Raw genomic sequence first — 16,622 nt, forward strand, 5'->3', positions numbered from 1 at the left:
ATCGCTCGCCGAGCGACGACTCAGCGCATGGACTCCCCCGGCACCGCGAACCACGGATCCTTCAACGCAACCTGGCGACCGTCGGCGCAGTGCGCCCAGAAATCACAGTGACCGCAGGCAGGGCTGACCCGCGTGGGGTAAGCCTCATCGGGGTGGACGCCGTCGGCCATTCGTTCCTTCGCGCGATCGATATCGTCAGCGGTGGCTGCCGCACGGCGCATTTGACGCTCGCGAGTCTGTTCGGTGATTTCGGCCGACGCGATCACCCCACTAGGGATGTGGTGCAGCTCGACCCGCGCACATCGCGCCCGGAAGGTGCGCTCGACGGCCACGGCGTACACCGCCAATTGCATCGAAGCGCGCGCCTCGTCGTCGGTGGGCACCGCGCGCCCGGTCTTGTAATCGATCACCACCAGCGATCCATCGGGCAGTTCGTCGACCCGGTCGATCCGTCCGGAGATCGCCAGGTCGCCATACGGCGCACCGACGGTGCGTTCGATTCCGCGCGGCTCAGCGTTGAAATCGACATGCTCGGTGACGTAGGCCGCGAGGTGTTCGGACATGATCGCCAGCGCCCGACGGGACTGTGCGAGGTCCCGAAAGCCGACCGTGGGCCACATTGCGCGTAAATCACGCAGTACTTCGTCCACGCTGCGGCTCGACGGTGCGAGGTCCCAGATGCCGCGCAGTACGGCGTGTACTGCTGACCCGATACCGGTGTGTGCCCATGGCGCGCCGCGCGAAGGGGCCGGGCGGTCGACGTACACGAACCGGAATCGCCGCGGACACAAGTCGAACGTATCCAGTTTGGCGGGTGTGACACTGCGCAGCGGCTTGGGCATCCCCTCGAACCCGAGTTGCATAGCGCCGCTCATTCATCCCCCGCGATATCGCCGAACAGACGATCGTGCCCGACCGGCGAGGTGTACCAGCCGGCGGGTAGTTCATCATTACCGCCGAAGAAGTACGGCGCTCCCGGCCGGTAGGACCGGTACACAGTCACTTGCCCGTCTGCCAGCAGCATCACTTCACTGTCGGCCACTCGTCGTGCGTGCACCGGCTCGACCTCAGGCAACCGGCCGACCGCCAATCCCGCGCGCTCACGGGCGAAGTGCACAGCGACAGTGCCTTCTCGGCACGCCCGTAGCGCTTCGTCGAAGTCGGCGGATGCTTCGGCGTCGGCCAGGATGTCGGCGGCCGCGATGTGTCGATCGCGCGCATCCTGCAGCGCCCGAGTGATCTGCGCGTCGCCGTGTTCGGGAACCTCGTCGATATCACGCGCGAGGGCGTCCAGCGCGGCGGTGACTTCCTTGCCACGGCGGGACCGTTGTGCCGCGCGGTGACGGCGGCGATTGGTCAGCCACAACAGTCCACCGCCGACACCGATCACCAACGCACCCAGGATCCAGGGCACTGCCGAGGCAAAACTCCCTGAACTGTCGACCTCGTCCGAACAGCCATCATCCCCAGGTTCTGGGGCATCGGCCAGGCTGTCGACGTAGGCCACCAGGAAATCAGTGAGATCGCCGCTGGAGCGGGATTCGGCCTGTGCACTCGACGCGTCATCCAGCAGCGGTTGCGCTTGTGTCGAGCAGATCACCGAAGATTGGGCGGCCTGCTCGGTACCGGATACGACGACATAGGTAGCGGGCTCGGCGACGCCTTCTCGAAGCACCACCAGCACGTCCTCGGGCGGCGTGTTCGGTGGCACGACGGCCACATAGATCGGATCGTCGCCGACGGCCTCGGCTAACGCTCCAGCATCAACCTGCTGGCCTGCCTCTGGCGCCACGTACAGGTGCTCTCCGGAGTCGAACGCTTCCCGCGCGGCCGCGCCCTCAGTTGCCGAATCCGCGTATGCGGGTGCGGCGACGAACACTACCGAGGCGCACAGCGCGAGCGCTAGGACGAGTCGACCAATCAGGTTCGGGCGGGGGCACTCACGAGTCACCTGATCACGTTATCGCGCCGAGCCCGCGGCGGTCGGCAGGCGGGCAGGGACTGAGGCGATTCTACGGGCGCTGTTGGATCGGCCCGGCGGATTCGTCCGAGCCCCGGCGTCGCCCGCGGCCATTGAGACCGCCGAGTCGCTCACGCATCCGCTGCGATGTACCGGCGCGGTCGGTGATCGCGTCGAGTTGCAGAGCCGCAGGCCGCTCATCAGCGTTCGCGAGCACCCAGTCCTGGCGGTCGACGGCTGCGGTGGATTCGCCGAAACGGGAGAGCCATTGGGCCGATGGCTCGTCCCATTGGGCCGATGGCTCGTCGAAGTCGACAGCGGCCAGTTTCGCACCAAGATGCGGGTCCGTACGCTGCAGGTCGGCGTCGGTGCCCATCGCTGCGCGCTCGCCGCCGGTGTACCCGTCCGCGAACCCCGGCGACGGTATGCGTTCGCTGCTGGGGGGATTCGGCGGTACGTCGGTGGCCAGTTGCAGGTCATCCATCGGGTCCGCAGCCTTGTTCGACCTGCCGAACAGCAGGTCCGACACCTTCAAGTACTGGCGGTTCGCCTGCGGCAGGTAGTCGATCCGCGACAGTGCCTGGTCCTGGCCGGCAGATTCAACGATGAAGGTGCCGTACCCGAAAACCTGGCCGATCAGCGGCTTCTCGAAGGTCAAGTCGGTGACCTTCCGCATCGGCATGACCGCTACCTGACGGGTGATAACACCCCCAACCAGCATCATCCGCTGGTCGGTGATCACGAATCGTTCGAGCCGCCATTCAAGAATCAGGTACGCCAGTCGCACGAGCGCGGCGAGGCAGATCAGCAGGCAGATGGTCTGCACCCACTGCACGGTGTTGACCAGCGCGCTGATCATCGCTGCGGCGAGCACGAATCCAATCGTCTCCAGGAACGCGGCACCCAGGACCAGGACGTGGCGGCGTACGGCGACCACGACACGCTCGTCGGTGAGCAGATACGGCGAGGGATCGCCCAGTCCCGCCACGACGGCGTCACTGTCGACGTCGGCCCGAGACTTGGTGCGGGACATACGTGAGCCGTTCCTAGGAGAAGATCGACTTCACGAACGTGGCGAAGTTGCTGGCCGCGGTGCCCAGGGCATCAACCGTGGAGTGCACGATGTTCGAGGATTCCTCAGGGAAGGTGAGGACATAGAAGATGACGAAGGCTAACAGCAGCAGGCTTATCAGCTTCTTGATGCTCATTCGGATGCTCCGACTTTCCTCGCCGACTCCAGGGGAAGAGACGATCGAACCACAGCAGGCACGTTCGTCACAGGTGTCACTTGGGTACCACGGTACCCGTCATCGCACGAGTTTCCGCGCAGGCCACTCGACGCGCGCCTCCTCCAAGCCCCATCAATGGGCCCGTGGCACACTAGCGAAGCGCGCAGCGCCAGCATCCGCGCAGCGCCACCATCAGTAGTCATCCACCCGGTAGTCATCCACCCAGTAGTCATCCACCCTGAGGAAACCGACTGTGTCATCGACGACCCTGAGCCGCACCGGAATCGTCACCCGGCTCACCGTGTCGATCCTGGCCTTGATCATGTTGCTGTACGGCACGTTCTGGGGATCGGACGCCGATTTCCCGTTCGGCCCGTTCAAGATGTACGCATACCGCAACGCACCGGACGGCACCGTCAATTCGCTCCGCCTGGAGGCGGTCACCGAGGAGGGTGAACTAATCGGGGTGAGCGCCGGCGCGGTCGGCCTGCGGCGCGCCGAACTCGAGGGATCGATGCCGCGGATGGAAACCGAACCCGCGCTGATGGCCGAGATCGTCGACCGCTACGCCGAGAACAACCCCGATAAGCCCGAACTGGTAGAACTACGGGTCGTCGTACGGATCTTCCAACTCGAGGACGGCGCAAAAACCGGCGAGTACGAAGACGACATCCAGGTGGTGTGGACCCAGCCATGACGACGACGGACGCTCCGACCGGCCGCAGCCGTCGTTCACTGATGGGCTGGCTCTTCGAACCGCTGCCGCTGCACCGTGTCGCAGTGATGCGCGCTGTGGCTTACCTGTTCATCCTCGTGGACGTTTTCCTCACGACCTCCTGGGTGGCTACCAAGGCCTACGCTCCACAGAGTTTGTACGTCCCGCTGAATCTCGGCGGTTTCTTACCGCACCCGACGTACCTGTACGTCACGATTCTCAAATGGCTACTGGTCGCGATGGCGCTGATCGCCGCCACCGGTTGGCGGCCGCGCTGGACCGGCACGGCGGTAGCGGTGCTGTACACGCTGTGGATGTTCGTGGCCATGTCGTACGGCAAGGTCGATCACGACCGGTTCGCGTTCCTCGTACTGCTCGCAGTGCTACCCACGGTAGGCGCGGCGCGGTGGGGCGATCGGACGAAGTCGATGCGCGCGGGTTGGGCGCTGCAGATCGTCTTCGTCGCGGTCATGCTGACCTACTTCTTGTCGGCATTCGCGAAGGTGCGCTACGGCGGTTGGGACTGGCCGACCGGTGCAACGCTCACCCGCGCGTTCATCCGCCGCGGCACATCGCTGGTCGAGTGGACGATCAACTATCCGTGGATCTTGATCGCCGTCCAGCACGTAATGGTGGTGCTGGAGTTCCTGTCTCCCCTGATCCTGTTGGCCCGTTCGGCCAAGGCCCGCACGATCGTCGTGATCATCCTGCTTGGCTTCCACGTATCCGTGTATGCCTCGGTGACGATCATCTTCCTGCCGCACTGTGTCGCGATCCTGTCGATCCTGCCGTGGGAGAAACTCCTGCGCCGCGATCGCGCCGACGTACCGACCGATGGGCCCTCGCCGGATGATGGCGCGCCAAGCAGCGGTGCCGACCACTCATCGGGCGGGGCCGAGCCCGCGCCAGATACCAACGGCCCACCGGGTGGGCCCGAGCCACGCTCGACTCCGGATAGCGCCGATCGCTCGGCACACTCGGCACCGGATGCGGGGGCGTCTCCGCGCGATAACTCGGCTCCCGAACAGGCAGAGCGCCCAACCGGAAACCGGGCTCGCGACTAGCGTTCGGTCGGGTCCTTACGCGGTGCGCTCTCGCTGGAGGCGCCCGGGCGCAGGTGTGCCGGCATTGAACACGCCGGAGTACCACCGGGCAGTCGGTGCCGGTTCTTCGCGATCCAGGTGTACACCACCGCCGCGATCCACCGGAACGGGCGGACCAGCGCGAGAAACGCCAACGGGCGCCACTGCCAGCCGCTGGCCTTCAGCAGGTCACCGACCGCCATGTGTGCAGCCGACGTCCGCCCGTCCGGTTCGACCCACTGCACCGCCTGCTCGCACTGCGCCGCGGTCAGCCCTAGGCTCGACAGATCGGCGTGCTGGAACGCGACGATGTCGACGTCCTTGGTCAGGTGCCGCTCGACGAAACCCACGCACTTGGTGCAAATACCGCAGTCGCCGTCGTACACCAGCACCGGTTTGGTGCGTACGCCGTTAGCCATCCTCGTTGCCCATCCAGTGCGCTTGCTGTCCCGACGGTTCGGCGGTGGCCAACAACGCCGATCGCCGCTGTGGCCAGCTGTTGAGTCGAAGTTCGTACCGATGCGGGTCGATCGCGCCGGAGCCATCGCGCACTCCTGCTGCGATGGGGTCGTTGTACAGCAGGTCCTCAGCGCCGGCAGGTTCAAAGCTGATCACATGCAGCGGCGCAGCGTCGGTGGCCCGCTCAGCCGCGCCGAGGATCCCGGTCGCGAGTTCGGTACGTTCGGGCGCCGACATTTCCAGTACGACGTCGCTGTGCCAGACCACCGTGGCGGCGTCGGTGCGCGGCCAGGAGATACCGCGCGGCAACCACACCGACGCGGCCATGTTCTCAACGGTAATACCCAGCTGCGGCATGGCCTCACACGCCGCCAGTACCCGATTCAGTTCCTCAGGCACGTCGGGGCTGGCCCAGGCCAGCAGTTCGGCGACCTGGCTCGGGTTGGCCGCGTTGAACGCGCTCAGGTCACAGCCCGTCGCCGATACGATCGGCGGAATGTCGTTGTGGTCGATATCCGGTGCCACGGCCCACGGATGTCCCAAGTGCACGCTCGCGTCCGGCGGCCCGATCCGTTCGCCGAAGAAGTCCTGCGCGAAGTACGGCGCAGCGAGAACGAATCCGGGGCCGGCACCAACGTCAAAGACGCGCACTGGGGAATCGCTGCCCGCGCCGACGTAGGCCAGTGCAGCCAGCAGCATCGCGGCACGCACCGGGTCGCTGCGCCGCGCCGGGCGCGTCATCCTCGAGATCACCTCAGGAGCGTTGGCGACCATCGCATCGCGGGCAACCGGCCAGATCTCATGCAGGTTCCCGCTGCCACCAGTGCTCGGATAGTGCATGGACAATTCGGTTCGCCGCGACAGCGCGATAGCGTGCATCGCCGCCGCGAACCTGGCCGGCAGGTCTTCGGGCAGCAACAGTCTGCCGTTGCGGGCACCGCGCTCACGTACGGTCTGCAATAGCCGTGCCGTGGGTCCGTCGGCTTCGATATCGATCGCCGCACCGCGCAGTAGCGAAGCGTTGACCCGTGAGGATCGCAGCGCCCGCGCCGAAGACTTGAACGATGCGGCCAGATCGACACCTGCCATGCTGTGCGCTACCCCTCTACGTACTTAGCGATGAATTGACCACACCAGGATCCCACGCCACCCGCAGGATCTGAGGTAGGCGCTAATGCGGGTAGGCCTCGATGAGGTTGTCGATTTCGGTCGGTTCATGCCATAGCAGCAGCCGCGTCTCGACCTTCTCGTACTGTTCGTCGGTCGGCTGACGTCCCGCGCGTACGGCGCTGATCAGCGCGTTGACCTCCTTGGACGCCTCAAGCTCGTCGACATAGATCGCGGTGACGGCAGCGCGCGGAATGGCCGCCACGACGTAGTCGCCGTCCTCGCTCATCTCGGGCGCATCGTGCGGCACCACGGCGGCCAACACGACCCGCAGCGGCATCGCTTCGACCTCGACCAGGCGCTGCACACTCAGCGCCGCGGCGTCGGTGAGCGCGTCAAACTCGGCCTGCTCAATATCGTCGGCACTGAACTCCGAGGCCGGCAAGTCACTGAAGCAGACCACGACATCGCGCAACTGGTCATCTCGGATGGCCTCCAAGGAGGCGAGCGTCATCGGCGCGAATACGGTGATCTTGCGCGACAAATTATTTCCCTTTCTCAGCGGCGGCGAGCAACTCGGCGACGGAGTCGTCGATCATCGAGGCTAATACGTCGAGGTCGGCCATGCCGTCCCGATCGCCGTTGAGTCCGAAGTAAACCTCACCGTCGTACGACGTCACACCCACTGCGAGCGCCTGCCGCTGCGCCAGCGGCTGCACCGGGTATACCTCGATCAGGCGCGCTCCGGAGGCATAGACCGGTTCTTGCGGTCCTGGTGCGTTCGTGATCGACAAGTTCGCGCCGCGGTCGGTGATATCGCGGGTGACGCGGGCGCCGAGCGAATGCATGGTGGACGGCGCAAACCAGCCCAAGGACGCCAGCGACTCCGCCGGTACGGCCCGGCGGGACTGGGCGTGCGCACGGGTGGCGTGTGCGATCCGTTCCAACCGCACGATCGCGGTCTCCTCCCCGATCGGCAGGTCGACCATGATGCTGGTGATTCGATCGGCGGAGCCGAAGTCGGCGTCGTCCTCCAAGGACCGCACCGATACCGGCACCAACGCACGCAGCACCCGATCGCGGGCAACCACTTCGCCGCGGGAGGCTATCCAGTTGCGCAGCGCACCCGCGATCACCGCCAGCAGGACATCGTTGACCGAGCATTCGCTCGCGCTTTTGATCCGGCGGAGGTCATCGAGGGCATGCGCACGCAAAGCGATTCGCCGTTGTCCGCGCAGCGGCACGTTCAGCGGGCTGGCGCCGGCGCTGTTGAAGGCCCAGTTTGCGGCACCACCGATCCCGTGGGCGAGTGAACGAACGCGGGAGCCGAGCTGGCGGACATTCCCGAAGGTGGTGCGCGCATTGTCGATGACGGTTAGCGGTGACGTGACAGCCTCTCGCGTGACTTCCATCAGCAGCGCGCTACGCGACGGTCTGCGTTGCGGGACCCAATCGGACGGTACCGACGCGCGCGGCGTGCTGCTGCGATCCAGCAGTACTTCGCCGATTTCCATGCCGACATTCGAGTCGATCATCGCGCTGTGCGATTTGGTGATCAGCGCGAACTGATCATGCGCCAAACCCTCGACGAGATAGATCTCCCACAGCGGGCGATCTCGATCCAGTCGCCGGGACATCACGCGGCCAGCCAGATCCAGCAGGGCCTGGCGTTCTCCCCCGCTGGGCAACGCCGAGCGGCGTACGTGGAAGGACACATCGAACGTGTCGTCGTCCGCCCATCGCGGCGTCGACATACCGAATGGCACGTTGACGATCCGCTGCCGATAGCGCGGCACGAGCGAGACCCGCTGCTCGATGAGGCGCACGATGTGGTCGTAGTCAATACCGGTGTGCGGCTTCTGGAAGATCATGATCGCGCCGACGTGCATTGGTGTGCGCGGATCCTCGACGCTCAAGAATGCAGCGTCCGCGGGGCTTAACCGTGTGGTCATCACACCTCCGGCGATCTCGTTAGTGACGAGCCTACGCAGCCTCAGCGGCGTGCGTGTCCGCGGCGTCTGATGCGCGGCGCGTCGGCGGTCGGCACGAACGTCTGGGCGAGGGCGCCCAGGGACCGGCGCAGAGCGCTGGTGGCGGCAACGTCAGCTAATGTCCGGCCGCGTTGCAGCGCGGCGTCGCAGGCCTTGGTGTCCATCGGCAGTAGGTGATCGACTCGTACGCCGGCGAAGCGGCCAAATGCCTCATCGAGTTGATTGCTCGGGTCGCCGGCCAGCACGCTGGCGCGGACCTTGTTGGCGATTACCCGCACCGAGATCGACGCGGAGAATTCACGCAGTGCCTGAACGGCCCGCACGCCGCGCGCGACGCTGACGGGGTCGCAGCCGGTGACCAGCAGCACCTCATCGGCACCCTGCAACACCGTCGTGGTGGCGCCGTTGCGGCGCGGCGCCAGCGTGTCGTAGGTGATCTCTTCGTCTTCCTCGATACAGAACCCACAGTCGACGACGGTCACCCTCGCCACCGACCTGGCCTGTTCGAGCAGGATCTCGATCGCACTCGGCCGCAACTCCGGCCAGCGGTCGCTGCGCGAGATTCCGGTGAGCACCCGCAAACTCGGCGATAACTGCAGGCATAGCCGCACCAGGCTTGCGGTATCGAGGGTCCCGTTGGCGGCGGCGCGACAAGCAGCGGCGATCCCCGGAGATTCGTCCAACAGGCCCAGCATTGCCGCCTGGCTACCGCCGTACGGGTCGGCATCAATGAGCAACGCGGGAACCTCAAGCCGGGCAACTTCATCGGCGAGTCCGAGCGCGACGGTGCTGCGTCCGGGAGCGCCGTTCGGGCCCCAGATCGCGATGACTCGCCCACGGGCGCTCTGCGGTTCGTGTCCTACGTTCTGGGTGAGCTGCTGGTGCGTCGCCGGCGAGGGCAGGTCGGCGACTCGGACGCCGGTCCGCGCGGCGAGGGCGATCTGCCGAGCGAGTTCGGCCGAATCAGCGGTGGCATCGAGCACCACGGGAAAGAACGACGCTGCCGGCCACGCTCGATCGGGTTCGACGAGCGCGATCGGCACAACGCCGTGCGCGATGATCCGCGATACGACATCCGCGTCGAGACCGGCGAGATTGTCGCCGACGACAACAGCGCGTGCTCGACCGCTGGCCGCGACCGCGAGAACGTCCGTGACCTCGACGCAGCGACGCACCACCTCGAGATCCTCGCTGGCCTCGCCCAGAGCGCGGATCACGACCGCTTCCAACGCGGGGTTCGCGATTGCCGTGACGATGCCGATCGCGGTCATCAGCAGTCCTGCGCCGGCCGTGCCGCCGACGGCACCTCGATGACGGTCAGGACCCGATCGGCGGTGTCGTCGAGGATCGCGGCCACGGCGCATTCGGGGATCCGTACGACGATCTGCAGCTCGCCCGAGCCGACGGACAGCGCGCCTTGAGAGCGCTCCGATACATCCGCCACCGCAGCGGCATCCACGACCAGCACGGTGGCACCGGTGGAGGCGGAATCCGCTGCGGCTGGCGTGCCGTCGGCTCCGGTGGCATAGATGCCGACGCGATCCCCGCGCACCACGCTCATCGGGATGTTCGAGGCGGGCACACTGAGCGCCAGTTCGACCAGGTCCGAGCCTTCGTCTAGCGCGGACGCCGGCAACAGGTCGCCGGCGTTGACATCACGGGTAAGCGTGAGGCCGACCGGGTTCGAGCCGGCGGCGACGTATGCCGCCGCGTGCTCGCCGAGGCCGACATCGATGGTCTCGATGTCCGCCTCGGTCAGCGTGGTCCCGGCAGCGAGGTCCGCAGTCATCGCCCAGACCGTCACGCTGTCATCAGCCGCCGAGACCACACGTGCGCCAGTGATGACGGCAGCCAACACCAGCAGCACGCCGACGAGCAACCGCAGGTCAAGCCATTTGGGGCGCTGGGCACGTCGCGCCGGCGGAGACAGTTCGGGCGTGGTCGGGGACGACACGCTTCTCGACATAGAACCTCACCTGGGTCGATCGGGAGTATGCGGAATATTAAGGACCATCGGTATCGATCCGGTAACCGTATCCACAGGCACCCGCCGCACACGCCAGTTATCCACAGCACTCACCTCGCGCTGAACTCATCGCGCGCGGCGGGACGTAGAGTGGCTCTGCCCCACTACCGCCGAGGAGTTTTCATGGCCACCGCACGCTTCCTGAAGCTGACCGACGTCGCCGAGACTCTGAACATCTCCAGCGCACAGGCGTATGCCCTGGTGCGCTCGGGCGAACTGCCGGCGATCAAGGTCGGCGGCCGCGGTCAGTGGCGCGTCGAAACGCGGCAACTCGAGTCCTACATCCAGCGCATGTATGAGAAAACCGAGCAATTGGTTGCTGACCAGTCCCTGGATGAATCCGCCGACGCAGAAGCCGACTAGCTGTTCTCACGCGGGAGGGTGGAGCGCACATTCCATCCGTCGTGCGAGCCGCTATAGCTGACCTTACGAAAGGACGGGCCATCGGCCAGTAAAACCATGGCGTCCCGGGAGTCGTGCCTGTTCGTCCGCCGCGTGAATCAAGTCGAGGACCGGTCCGAAGAATGGCCTTTGCGTGCCGTCGGGACATGTGACGCGAAGGACCGGCGCGCTGATGTCTTGCCAGCCGGGACGGCCGCATTCAAGCCGACTTCTCCGGTCCGCGCACGCGTTTCGTCTGATGCGCCCGTCGTTGCCAGGCTCCTATCGAGGCTCGATCACGGGGCATCTGCTCGCGCTGCGGTGACGGTGACGGCCGTGTAGGTCATCGTGAAACTGCCTCCGACAGTGTCGATGGCAGTGCCGATGCCCGCGAGAAGCTCCTCCAGCTTGCCTTGAGGGAGTTGATTGATCCCGCCCGCGGTCGGTACGACATTGAGCCACTCATCTCGTGTGTAGTGCCGCTGCCAGTCGGTGCGCCAGCGCTCCGGGTCGCCGAAGCCGTCTGCCTGGCGTATCCCATCGGCGGTCTTGTCAAAAATCGGCGCATAGGCGTCAGGACCAACGAACATGCCTCGGGAGAACGGCGTGTCGCCCAACACGCGGGCGTACACCGCCGGGAGCGTTTCAGCGAGGGCGGACGGGAACTGGAAGGTGTTCCAGAACGCCGCGAGCCGCCCACTGGGACGAAGTACCCGTGCGGCCTTGGTCGGTCCGGCCACGGGATCTATCCAGTGCCAGGTCTGGCCGGCGATCACGATGTCGAAGGTGCGACCGGCCGAGTCCCAGTCCTCGAACTTCGCCACCTCGACGTCGAACCCTTGGCTGCGGGCGAACTCGGCCATCCGCGCGTCAACCTCGACCCCGAGCGCCCGGCATCCGGCGGCCTGAAAGCTCTGGGCCGAAATGCCGGTGCCGATGCCTACGTCGAGCACGTCACGGCCGGGGCTGGCCGCGATGATCCGGTCCGCCAGAGCCGGCGGGTAGTCCGGCCTGGCTCGGTGGTAGGCGGCGGCGTCCGCGCCGAATGATTCGGCGACCCCGCGGGCACGATGCGAGTCGGCAGGGTCGAAACGCGGCGGTAGAGTGGTCATGCGCCCACTATAAATGGGCGTGCGCCCACTTGCAAACGAGAAAGGGGCACGACTTGCCGACCGGAGTGCCGATGCACGACGCGCAACAACAGCTCTTCGACGCTGCGGAGCGCATCCTGCTCCGCGACGGGCCACATGCGCTGACCAGTCGTGCGATCACCGCCGAAGCGGGAGTCGCCAAGGGGCTAGTACATCGCCACTTCACTGACTTCGATGCGTTCTTGTCCGAACTCGTGCTCGACCGGATCGCCCGCCTGGAGACGCAAACGACCGGTCTGCTCGATTCAGCTGGAACGGGGACCGTTGCAGACAACCTCGCCGACGCCCTGGTCGAGATGTTCTCACCCGTCGCGGTCGCGGTCGTCGCGCTCATCATCGCCCGCGACAACCTGCGCACCCGACTACGCGAGGCTGGAACCGCCCGCGTTCCACTTCTCGGCGAGGGAGCCGCCATGATCCACGCCTACCTCACCGCCGAGCGTGACCTGGGACGCCTCGCCCACGACACCGACGTTCGCACCCTCGCTTCCACTCTCACCGGAGCCGTCCACCTGCTCTGCACCGAGCAAGAGACCGCCCCACCCGACCGCACAGAAGTCCACAAGATCGTCGCCACGGTCATCCGCAGCGCGTAGCGACTGCTTCGACCCTCCGTCAACCCCGCGCTACGACGACGGTCCGCGAGGTAAACCTGACCGAGAACTACTACTCAACGCCTGGGGCCTCACCAGCGAAGCGCCCCCTCAGCAGTGATCGCCGCCAGCAACAACTACCGCTGGCAAGCCCGACGAGTCACCCAGTCGTGCGGTGGACGTAACGAATTGCCTCGATCGCAACCACTCGGTGCGCGGCAACCTCGCGTCGCCGCCTAGGTTCGCCGTCAGGGTGTAGCGCAAGGTCAAGGAAGTTGGCGCCCACCCGATCGATCGTGCCGCCGATGGCGTCGGCGGCACCGATGCCGATGCGCACCGCCGCCCGGTCGGCGGCGATCCCGCGCAACACATGGCGCATCCCAAGCGAGTCATAGACGCGTTTGGCCGCGCCTACCTGATCCGGGGCGACGTACGGCGGCAGATCATCGACCCAGCTGACGTACCGCGTTGCCACCAACCACTGCGTAGGTCCGTCCTCGAGCACGACCCAACCCGGTCCAACGCCGACGAGTTCGCCGACGCATCGGTGCACGCCCTCGAGTTCGATCGTCACCCGCACACTCTCGGCGGCACGCAGCCGCGCCGCTAACGTCACGCGGCCGATCTCCGCGCGGGATCGTTCCGCGACCTCGCCCAGCATTTCCGCGCGCTGTCGCGCTTCCTCGGCGGCCTCCAGATCGGCCAGCAATCGGTCCCATCGCATGGCAGGCATGCTGCCACATCCGTCTTGCCAGCAATTCACAGCCACCAATGCCATCATTGACATTTAATATCGTTTGCTGTTGTTTGTTATCTATCGACATCAAATGACAGTAAATGGAGGTCAACAATGGTCAGGCGGATCATCATCCTTCGCTCCACCGGGTTGATCGCCGCTTTTGGGCTATTGGTGCCCATCGCCGGCGTTGACCTGCCTGGCGCGCTGGCCGCCGTGCGCGATCCGCAGCACGTCGTCGACACCTCCGGCGCGGACGTGCTAGTGCTCTACCTAGCTCAACTCGCGCTCACCGCGCTGTGCGGCTGGTGCGCATTGTGCGTCGCGCTGACCGCAGCGAGCGCCCTACACCCGAGCCGAGCGCTACGCCGGGCCAGCATTCGCCTTACACCTCGCATCGGCCGGAGCGCCCTTGCGGCCATGGTCGGGCTCAGCGCGATCGGTCTGACCGCTTGCGGTAGCCCGAGCGAGGCGCACAGCGAGTCACCCTCCACCCCGCCTGCATATGTCGCCTCCAGCGAGGCGTTCGACTGGGCGATCGAACCTCCCACCAGCGAGCCCGCGAGCGGCGCGGCCGAGCACTCCGGGGCTGCGGACGCCGCCGAGCACACCGCCGCGGCTGCCGCCGGGCCGGGCACGGCCGACAGCGCGCACACCGTGGCGGCAGAGGACTGCCTCTGGGACATCGCCGAGGCGCAGCTGCCCGCGTCCGCGAGCGCCGGGGCCGTCGCACTGCTCGTGGAGGAGATCTACGCCGCAAATCAGCACGTGATCGGCCCGAACCCGGACCTCCTGCCGATCGGCGCGGTCCTGACTATTCCCGCTACATAGGCGATCGCCGCGCGATGAGCGATCCAGCGCGCCGCCGAACCACTATCGACATCATCATCGGAGACCCCATGACCACCGCTTCCGTCATCATCGCTCCCGCGCCGCGCAGCGAGCCCCAGCCGTTCACCGAGCCCCAGGCGCAAACACCGCGTCACTTGCGACTCGTACCGTCGCCGCAACTCACCATCGACGATCTCATCGATCAACGGCCTCTGGACGACACCGGTCGCCAGCTCGACGGTGCGCCGAGTCGGCACGCGGATCTGCCGGAGGCCGCGGTATTGATCCGCGGCTTCTTCCTCGCCGTCACCGAGGTATTGGTCGGTCGGCGTTCGGCTGAGCAGCTCGGACGTAACGCCACGCTGGAGGTGATGAGTTGGTTACGCCAGGCGCGCCCGCACCAAACCCGATCCGCCACCTCGCCACCACCGCAGATCCGAAAGGTACACGTCTGCGTCGTCCGCGATGGCGTTAACGAGGCGACCGCGATCATTCAGCACGGGCCGTACGTTCGAGCGATGAACGCGCGCTTCGTCGGGCTCGATGGTCGCTGGCAGTGCGTGCGCCTGGAACTCATATGAGCGCATACCGCAGCGGCGCACTCCCCGACAGGATGTCGTGTGGGAAGTGCGCCGCATCGGTCTATCGAACCGCTTACCGACCGGAGGTTTTGGCAGCCGGAGTGCGTACGGCCACCGCGTCGCCGTCAGCCGGATCAGCCACGATGATCGGCGCATCCAGCAGCGACGGCTCGTCGGCATCAGCCTCGAGCGAGGTCAAGCCATCCTGGCGCTGTTCGATTCCGGACTTGGTACCCAACGGCTTGTTCGGCAGCAGCAGAGTCGCGACGATCGCGATCAGCAGCACCGGGGCGACCATGAAGAACGTATGCCCGATCGCGTCGCCGTACGCCGATTCGACGATCAGCCGGATCGGTTCGGGCAGTGTGGCCATATCGGGTACCGCGCCACCACCGTTGCCGGCGGCGTCAATCCCTGCCTTGGCAAATCCGTCGGCGATCAGCTCAGCGACGCGGCTAGCCAGGATCGACCCGAGCAGGGCGACACCCAAAGTGCCGGCCATTGACCGGAAGAACGAGACGGTCGACGAGGCCGCGCCCATGTCCTTGACCGGCGTGGTGTTCTGCACGACGAGCACCATGTTCTGCATGACCGGGCCCATACCCAGACCCACCAGGGCCATGAAGATGCAGACGTTCACCAGCGAGGTGCTCGCATCTAGCGTGCCGAGGCCGAAGAATCCCAACGCGCAGACGATCGTGCCGCCCACGACGTAGCGCTTCCAGATGCCGGTTTTGGTGATCAGCCGGCCGATGACGATCGAGCTGATCAAGCTCCCGACAGCCATCGGGATGGTGAACAGACCGGCCACCGTTGGTGTCTTACCCTGCGCGAGTTGCATGTACTGGGTCAGGAACACGCCCGTGCCGAATAACGCGATACCAATGGCCGCGCTCGCGATGACCGCCAAGACGAGAGTCCGGTTGCTGAACAACCGAGGCGGGATCAGCGGGTTCTTCGCCCGACGCTCCACCAGCACCGCGATCGTCGCCAGCACCGCGGCGCCGATGACCATCACGTAGGAGGTGATCGAGCCCCATTCGAACTCGCTACCGCCAAGGCTCACCCAGATCAGCAGCAACGACACTGCCGCCGCGATGACGACGGTTCCTGCGTAATCGAGCTTCTTCTTCTCGGCGTGTACGACGACGGGCAGGTTGCGCTGCAGCAGGTAGAGCGCCGCTATCGCGAACGGTACGCCGACATAGAAGTTCCATTCCCAGCCGATGCTGTCGGTGATGGCGCCACCGAGCAGCGGGCCGATCACAGTGGGAATCATCGTGACTGCGCCGAGCAGGCCCATGTACTTACCGCGTTCGCGCGGGCTGAGGATGTCGGCCAGAATGACCTGGACCAGGGCCATCACTCCACCGGCGCCGAGCCCCTGGATCGCGCGGCACGCGATCAGGAATCCGGTTGATCCGGACAGCCCAGCAAGCATGGATCCGATGGTGAACAGGACCAGCGCGCTCTGGATCAGAACTTTGCGGTTGGTGATGTCGGCGAGCTTGCCCCACACTGGGGTGCTGACGGTCATCGCCAGCAGGGTCGCGGTGACGACCCAGGTGTACGCCGTCTGGGTTCCGCCGAGATCGGCGATGATCACCGGCAGTGACGCGGAGACGACGGTGCTCGAGAGCATGGTGACGACCATGCCCATCAGCAGCCCAGACAACGCCAACATGATCTGGCGGTGCGTGAGCGCGCGGCGCCCGGACATTTCCTCCGGGCTAGCGGTAGCGGATGCGGTCACTAGGGTTTCCTTCTCAACTTTCTCTAG

The 16,622-nt window shown here is 65.9% G+C and carries 19 protein-coding genes; 6 read left to right on the forward strand and 13 right to left on the reverse strand.

Annotated features, from left to right (window positions below):
- Positions 1-20 precede the first annotated feature (20 nt).
- From E1H16_RS05185 to E1H16_RS18350, 4 genes are all read right to left on the reverse strand, one after another.
- Positions 21-875: a RecB family exonuclease gene (locus E1H16_RS05185; RefSeq protein WP_134322629.1), complete on the reverse strand. Its 855-nt coding sequence runs from the start codon at positions 873-875 to the stop codon at positions 21-23.
- Entirely contained in the window at positions 872-1,951 is a 1,080-nt protein-coding gene (locus E1H16_RS05190) for a hypothetical protein (RefSeq protein ID WP_134322630.1), read from the reverse strand. Before E1H16_RS05190 ends, E1H16_RS05185 begins: the two co-directional genes overlap by 4 nt.
- A 61-nt stretch (positions 1,952-2,012) precedes the next feature.
- Complete coding sequence (locus E1H16_RS05195) at positions 2,013-2,993, reverse strand: PH domain-containing protein (protein ID WP_134322631.1); 981 nt, start codon at positions 2,991-2,993, stop codon at positions 2,013-2,015.
- 13 nt (positions 2,994-3,006) lie between these two features.
- Positions 3,007-3,168 (reverse strand): hypothetical protein, encoded by a 162-nt coding sequence (locus tag E1H16_RS18350; protein WP_166741630.1) that lies wholly within the window; start codon positions 3,166-3,168, stop codon positions 3,007-3,009.
- Between the two features lie 274 nt (positions 3,169-3,442).
- On the opposite strand from E1H16_RS18350, the gene E1H16_RS05200 reads away from it, so the two are divergent.
- Both E1H16_RS05200 and E1H16_RS05205 read left to right on the forward strand, forming a co-directional pair.
- Complete coding sequence (locus tag E1H16_RS05200) at positions 3,443-3,886, forward strand: hypothetical protein (protein WP_134322632.1); 444 nt, start codon at positions 3,443-3,445, stop codon at positions 3,884-3,886.
- Positions 3,883-4,968, forward strand: coding sequence for an MFS transporter permease (locus E1H16_RS05205; protein ID WP_208378863.1), 1,086 nt, complete (start codon positions 3,883-3,885; stop codon positions 4,966-4,968). Before E1H16_RS05200 ends, E1H16_RS05205 begins: the two co-directional genes overlap by 4 nt.
- On the opposite strand, the gene E1H16_RS05210 is transcribed toward E1H16_RS05205, so the two are convergent.
- The 6 genes from E1H16_RS05210 to E1H16_RS05235 all read right to left on the reverse strand — a co-directional run bounded on the left by E1H16_RS05210 (position 4,965) and on the right by E1H16_RS05235 (position 10,509).
- Positions 4,965-5,405: a thiol-disulfide oxidoreductase DCC family protein gene (locus tag E1H16_RS05210; RefSeq protein WP_134322633.1), complete on the reverse strand. Its 441-nt coding sequence runs from the start codon at positions 5,403-5,405 to the stop codon at positions 4,965-4,967. The genes E1H16_RS05205 and E1H16_RS05210 overlap by 4 nt on opposite strands.
- Positions 5,398-6,534 (reverse strand): DUF2332 family protein, encoded by a 1,137-nt coding sequence (locus E1H16_RS05215; RefSeq protein WP_134322634.1) that lies wholly within the window; start codon positions 6,532-6,534, stop codon positions 5,398-5,400. The genes E1H16_RS05210 and E1H16_RS05215 overlap by 8 nt, the downstream gene beginning before the upstream one ends.
- Before the next feature lie 82 nt (positions 6,535-6,616).
- Positions 6,617-7,096, reverse strand: a complete 480-nt coding sequence (locus tag E1H16_RS05220; protein WP_134322635.1) for a DUF6912 family protein — start codon at positions 7,094-7,096, stop codon at positions 6,617-6,619.
- 1 nt (position 7,097) lies between these two features.
- Positions 7,098-8,504, reverse strand: coding sequence for a WS/DGAT/MGAT family O-acyltransferase (locus E1H16_RS05225; RefSeq protein ID WP_134322636.1), 1,407 nt, complete (start codon positions 8,502-8,504; stop codon positions 7,098-7,100).
- A gap of 41 nt (positions 8,505-8,545) precedes the next feature.
- Complete coding sequence (locus E1H16_RS05230; protein ID WP_208378864.1) at positions 8,546-9,814, reverse strand: CpaE/TadZ family protein; 1,269 nt, start codon at positions 9,812-9,814, stop codon at positions 8,546-8,548.
- Positions 9,814-10,509, reverse strand: coding sequence for an SAF domain-containing protein (locus E1H16_RS05235; RefSeq protein ID WP_134322637.1), 696 nt, complete (start codon positions 10,507-10,509; stop codon positions 9,814-9,816). Before E1H16_RS05235 ends, E1H16_RS05230 begins: the two co-directional genes overlap by 1 nt.
- Positions 10,510-10,692: 183 nt before the next feature.
- On the opposite strand from E1H16_RS05235, the gene E1H16_RS05240 reads away from it, so the two are divergent.
- Positions 10,693-10,932: a helix-turn-helix domain-containing protein gene (locus E1H16_RS05240; RefSeq protein ID WP_134322638.1), complete on the forward strand. Its 240-nt coding sequence runs from the start codon at positions 10,693-10,695 to the stop codon at positions 10,930-10,932.
- Between the two features lie 314 nt (positions 10,933-11,246).
- Here E1H16_RS05240 and E1H16_RS05245 read toward each other — a convergent pair whose 3' ends face one another.
- Complete coding sequence (locus E1H16_RS05245) at positions 11,247-12,062, reverse strand: class I SAM-dependent methyltransferase (protein ID WP_134322639.1); 816 nt, start codon at positions 12,060-12,062, stop codon at positions 11,247-11,249.
- Positions 12,063-12,115: 53 nt separating this feature from the next.
- Here E1H16_RS05245 and E1H16_RS05250 point away from each other — a divergent pair, with 53 nt between their 5' ends.
- Positions 12,116-12,697 carry a TetR/AcrR family transcriptional regulator gene (locus E1H16_RS05250; RefSeq protein WP_208378865.1) on the forward strand — a complete coding sequence of 194 codons (582 nt, stop codon included), beginning with the start codon at positions 12,116-12,118 and terminating at the stop codon, positions 12,695-12,697.
- 157 nt (positions 12,698-12,854) lie between these two features.
- Here E1H16_RS05250 and E1H16_RS05255 read toward each other — a convergent pair whose 3' ends face one another.
- A complete protein-coding gene (locus E1H16_RS05255; RefSeq protein ID WP_166741631.1) occupies positions 12,855-13,427 on the reverse strand; it encodes a hypothetical protein in 573 nt (190 codons plus the stop codon).
- Between the two features lie 117 nt (positions 13,428-13,544).
- On the opposite strand from E1H16_RS05255, the gene E1H16_RS05260 reads away from it, so the two are divergent.
- Both E1H16_RS05260 and E1H16_RS05265 read left to right on the forward strand, forming a co-directional pair.
- On the forward strand, positions 13,545-14,261 hold the full coding sequence (locus E1H16_RS05260) for a LysM peptidoglycan-binding domain-containing protein (protein ID WP_134322641.1): 717 nt from the start codon (positions 13,545-13,547) through the stop codon (positions 14,259-14,261).
- Positions 14,262-14,329: 68 nt separating this feature from the next.
- Positions 14,330-14,842, forward strand: a complete 513-nt coding sequence (locus tag E1H16_RS05265) for an Rv3235 family protein (protein WP_134322642.1) — start codon at positions 14,330-14,332, stop codon at positions 14,840-14,842.
- 73 nt (positions 14,843-14,915) lie between these two features.
- Here E1H16_RS05265 and E1H16_RS05270 read toward each other — a convergent pair whose 3' ends face one another.
- Positions 14,916-16,595, reverse strand: a complete 1,680-nt coding sequence (locus tag E1H16_RS05270) for an MDR family MFS transporter (RefSeq protein ID WP_208378866.1) — start codon at positions 16,593-16,595, stop codon at positions 14,916-14,918.
- Positions 16,596-16,622: the final 27 nt, after the last annotated feature.

Source organism: Cumulibacter soli, assembly GCF_004382795.1.
Lineage (GTDB): Bacteria > Actinomycetota > Actinomycetes > Mycobacteriales > Antricoccaceae > Cumulibacter > Cumulibacter soli.

What these genes read in the sequence shown, in the direction of transcription:
- E1H16_RS05235 (WP_134322637.1), bottom strand. Translation starts at nt 10,509, where the DNA reads ATGTCGAGAAGCGTGTCGTCCCCGACCACGCCCGAACTGTCTCCGCCG.
- E1H16_RS05230 (WP_208378864.1), bottom strand. Translation starts at nt 9,814, where the DNA reads ATGACCGCGATCGGCATCGTCACGGCAATCGCGAACCCCGCGTTGGAA.
- E1H16_RS05185 (WP_134322629.1), bottom strand. Translation starts at nt 875, where the DNA reads ATGAGCGGCGCTATGCAACTCGGGTTCGAGGGGATGCCCAAGCCGCTG.
- E1H16_RS05255 (WP_166741631.1), bottom strand. Translation starts at nt 13,427, where the DNA reads ATGCCTGCCATGCGATGGGACCGATTGCTGGCCGATCTGGAGGCCGCC.
- E1H16_RS05240 (WP_134322638.1), top strand. Translation starts at nt 10,693, where the DNA reads ATGGCCACCGCACGCTTCCTGAAGCTGACCGACGTCGCCGAGACTCTG.
- E1H16_RS05210 (WP_134322633.1), bottom strand. Translation starts at nt 5,405, where the DNA reads ATGGCTAACGGCGTACGCACCAAACCGGTGCTGGTGTACGACGGCGAC.
- E1H16_RS05195 (WP_134322631.1), bottom strand. Translation starts at nt 2,993, where the DNA reads ATGTCCCGCACCAAGTCTCGGGCCGACGTCGACAGTGACGCCGTCGTG.
- E1H16_RS05225 (WP_134322636.1), bottom strand. Translation starts at nt 8,504, where the DNA reads ATGACCACACGGTTAAGCCCCGCGGACGCTGCATTCTTGAGCGTCGAG.
- E1H16_RS05215 (WP_134322634.1), bottom strand. Translation starts at nt 6,534, where the DNA reads ATGGCAGGTGTCGATCTGGCCGCATCGTTCAAGTCTTCGGCGCGGGCG.
- E1H16_RS05260 (WP_134322641.1), top strand. Translation starts at nt 13,545, where the DNA reads ATGGTCAGGCGGATCATCATCCTTCGCTCCACCGGGTTGATCGCCGCT.
- E1H16_RS18350 (WP_166741630.1), bottom strand. Translation starts at nt 3,168, where the DNA reads ATGAGCATCAAGAAGCTGATAAGCCTGCTGCTGTTAGCCTTCGTCATC.
- E1H16_RS05245 (WP_134322639.1), bottom strand. Translation starts at nt 12,062, where the DNA reads ATGACCACTCTACCGCCGCGTTTCGACCCTGCCGACTCGCATCGTGCC.
- E1H16_RS05205 (WP_208378863.1), top strand. Translation starts at nt 3,883, where the DNA reads ATGACGACGACGGACGCTCCGACCGGCCGCAGCCGTCGTTCACTGATG.
- E1H16_RS05265 (WP_134322642.1), top strand. Translation starts at nt 14,330, where the DNA reads ATGACCACCGCTTCCGTCATCATCGCTCCCGCGCCGCGCAGCGAGCCC.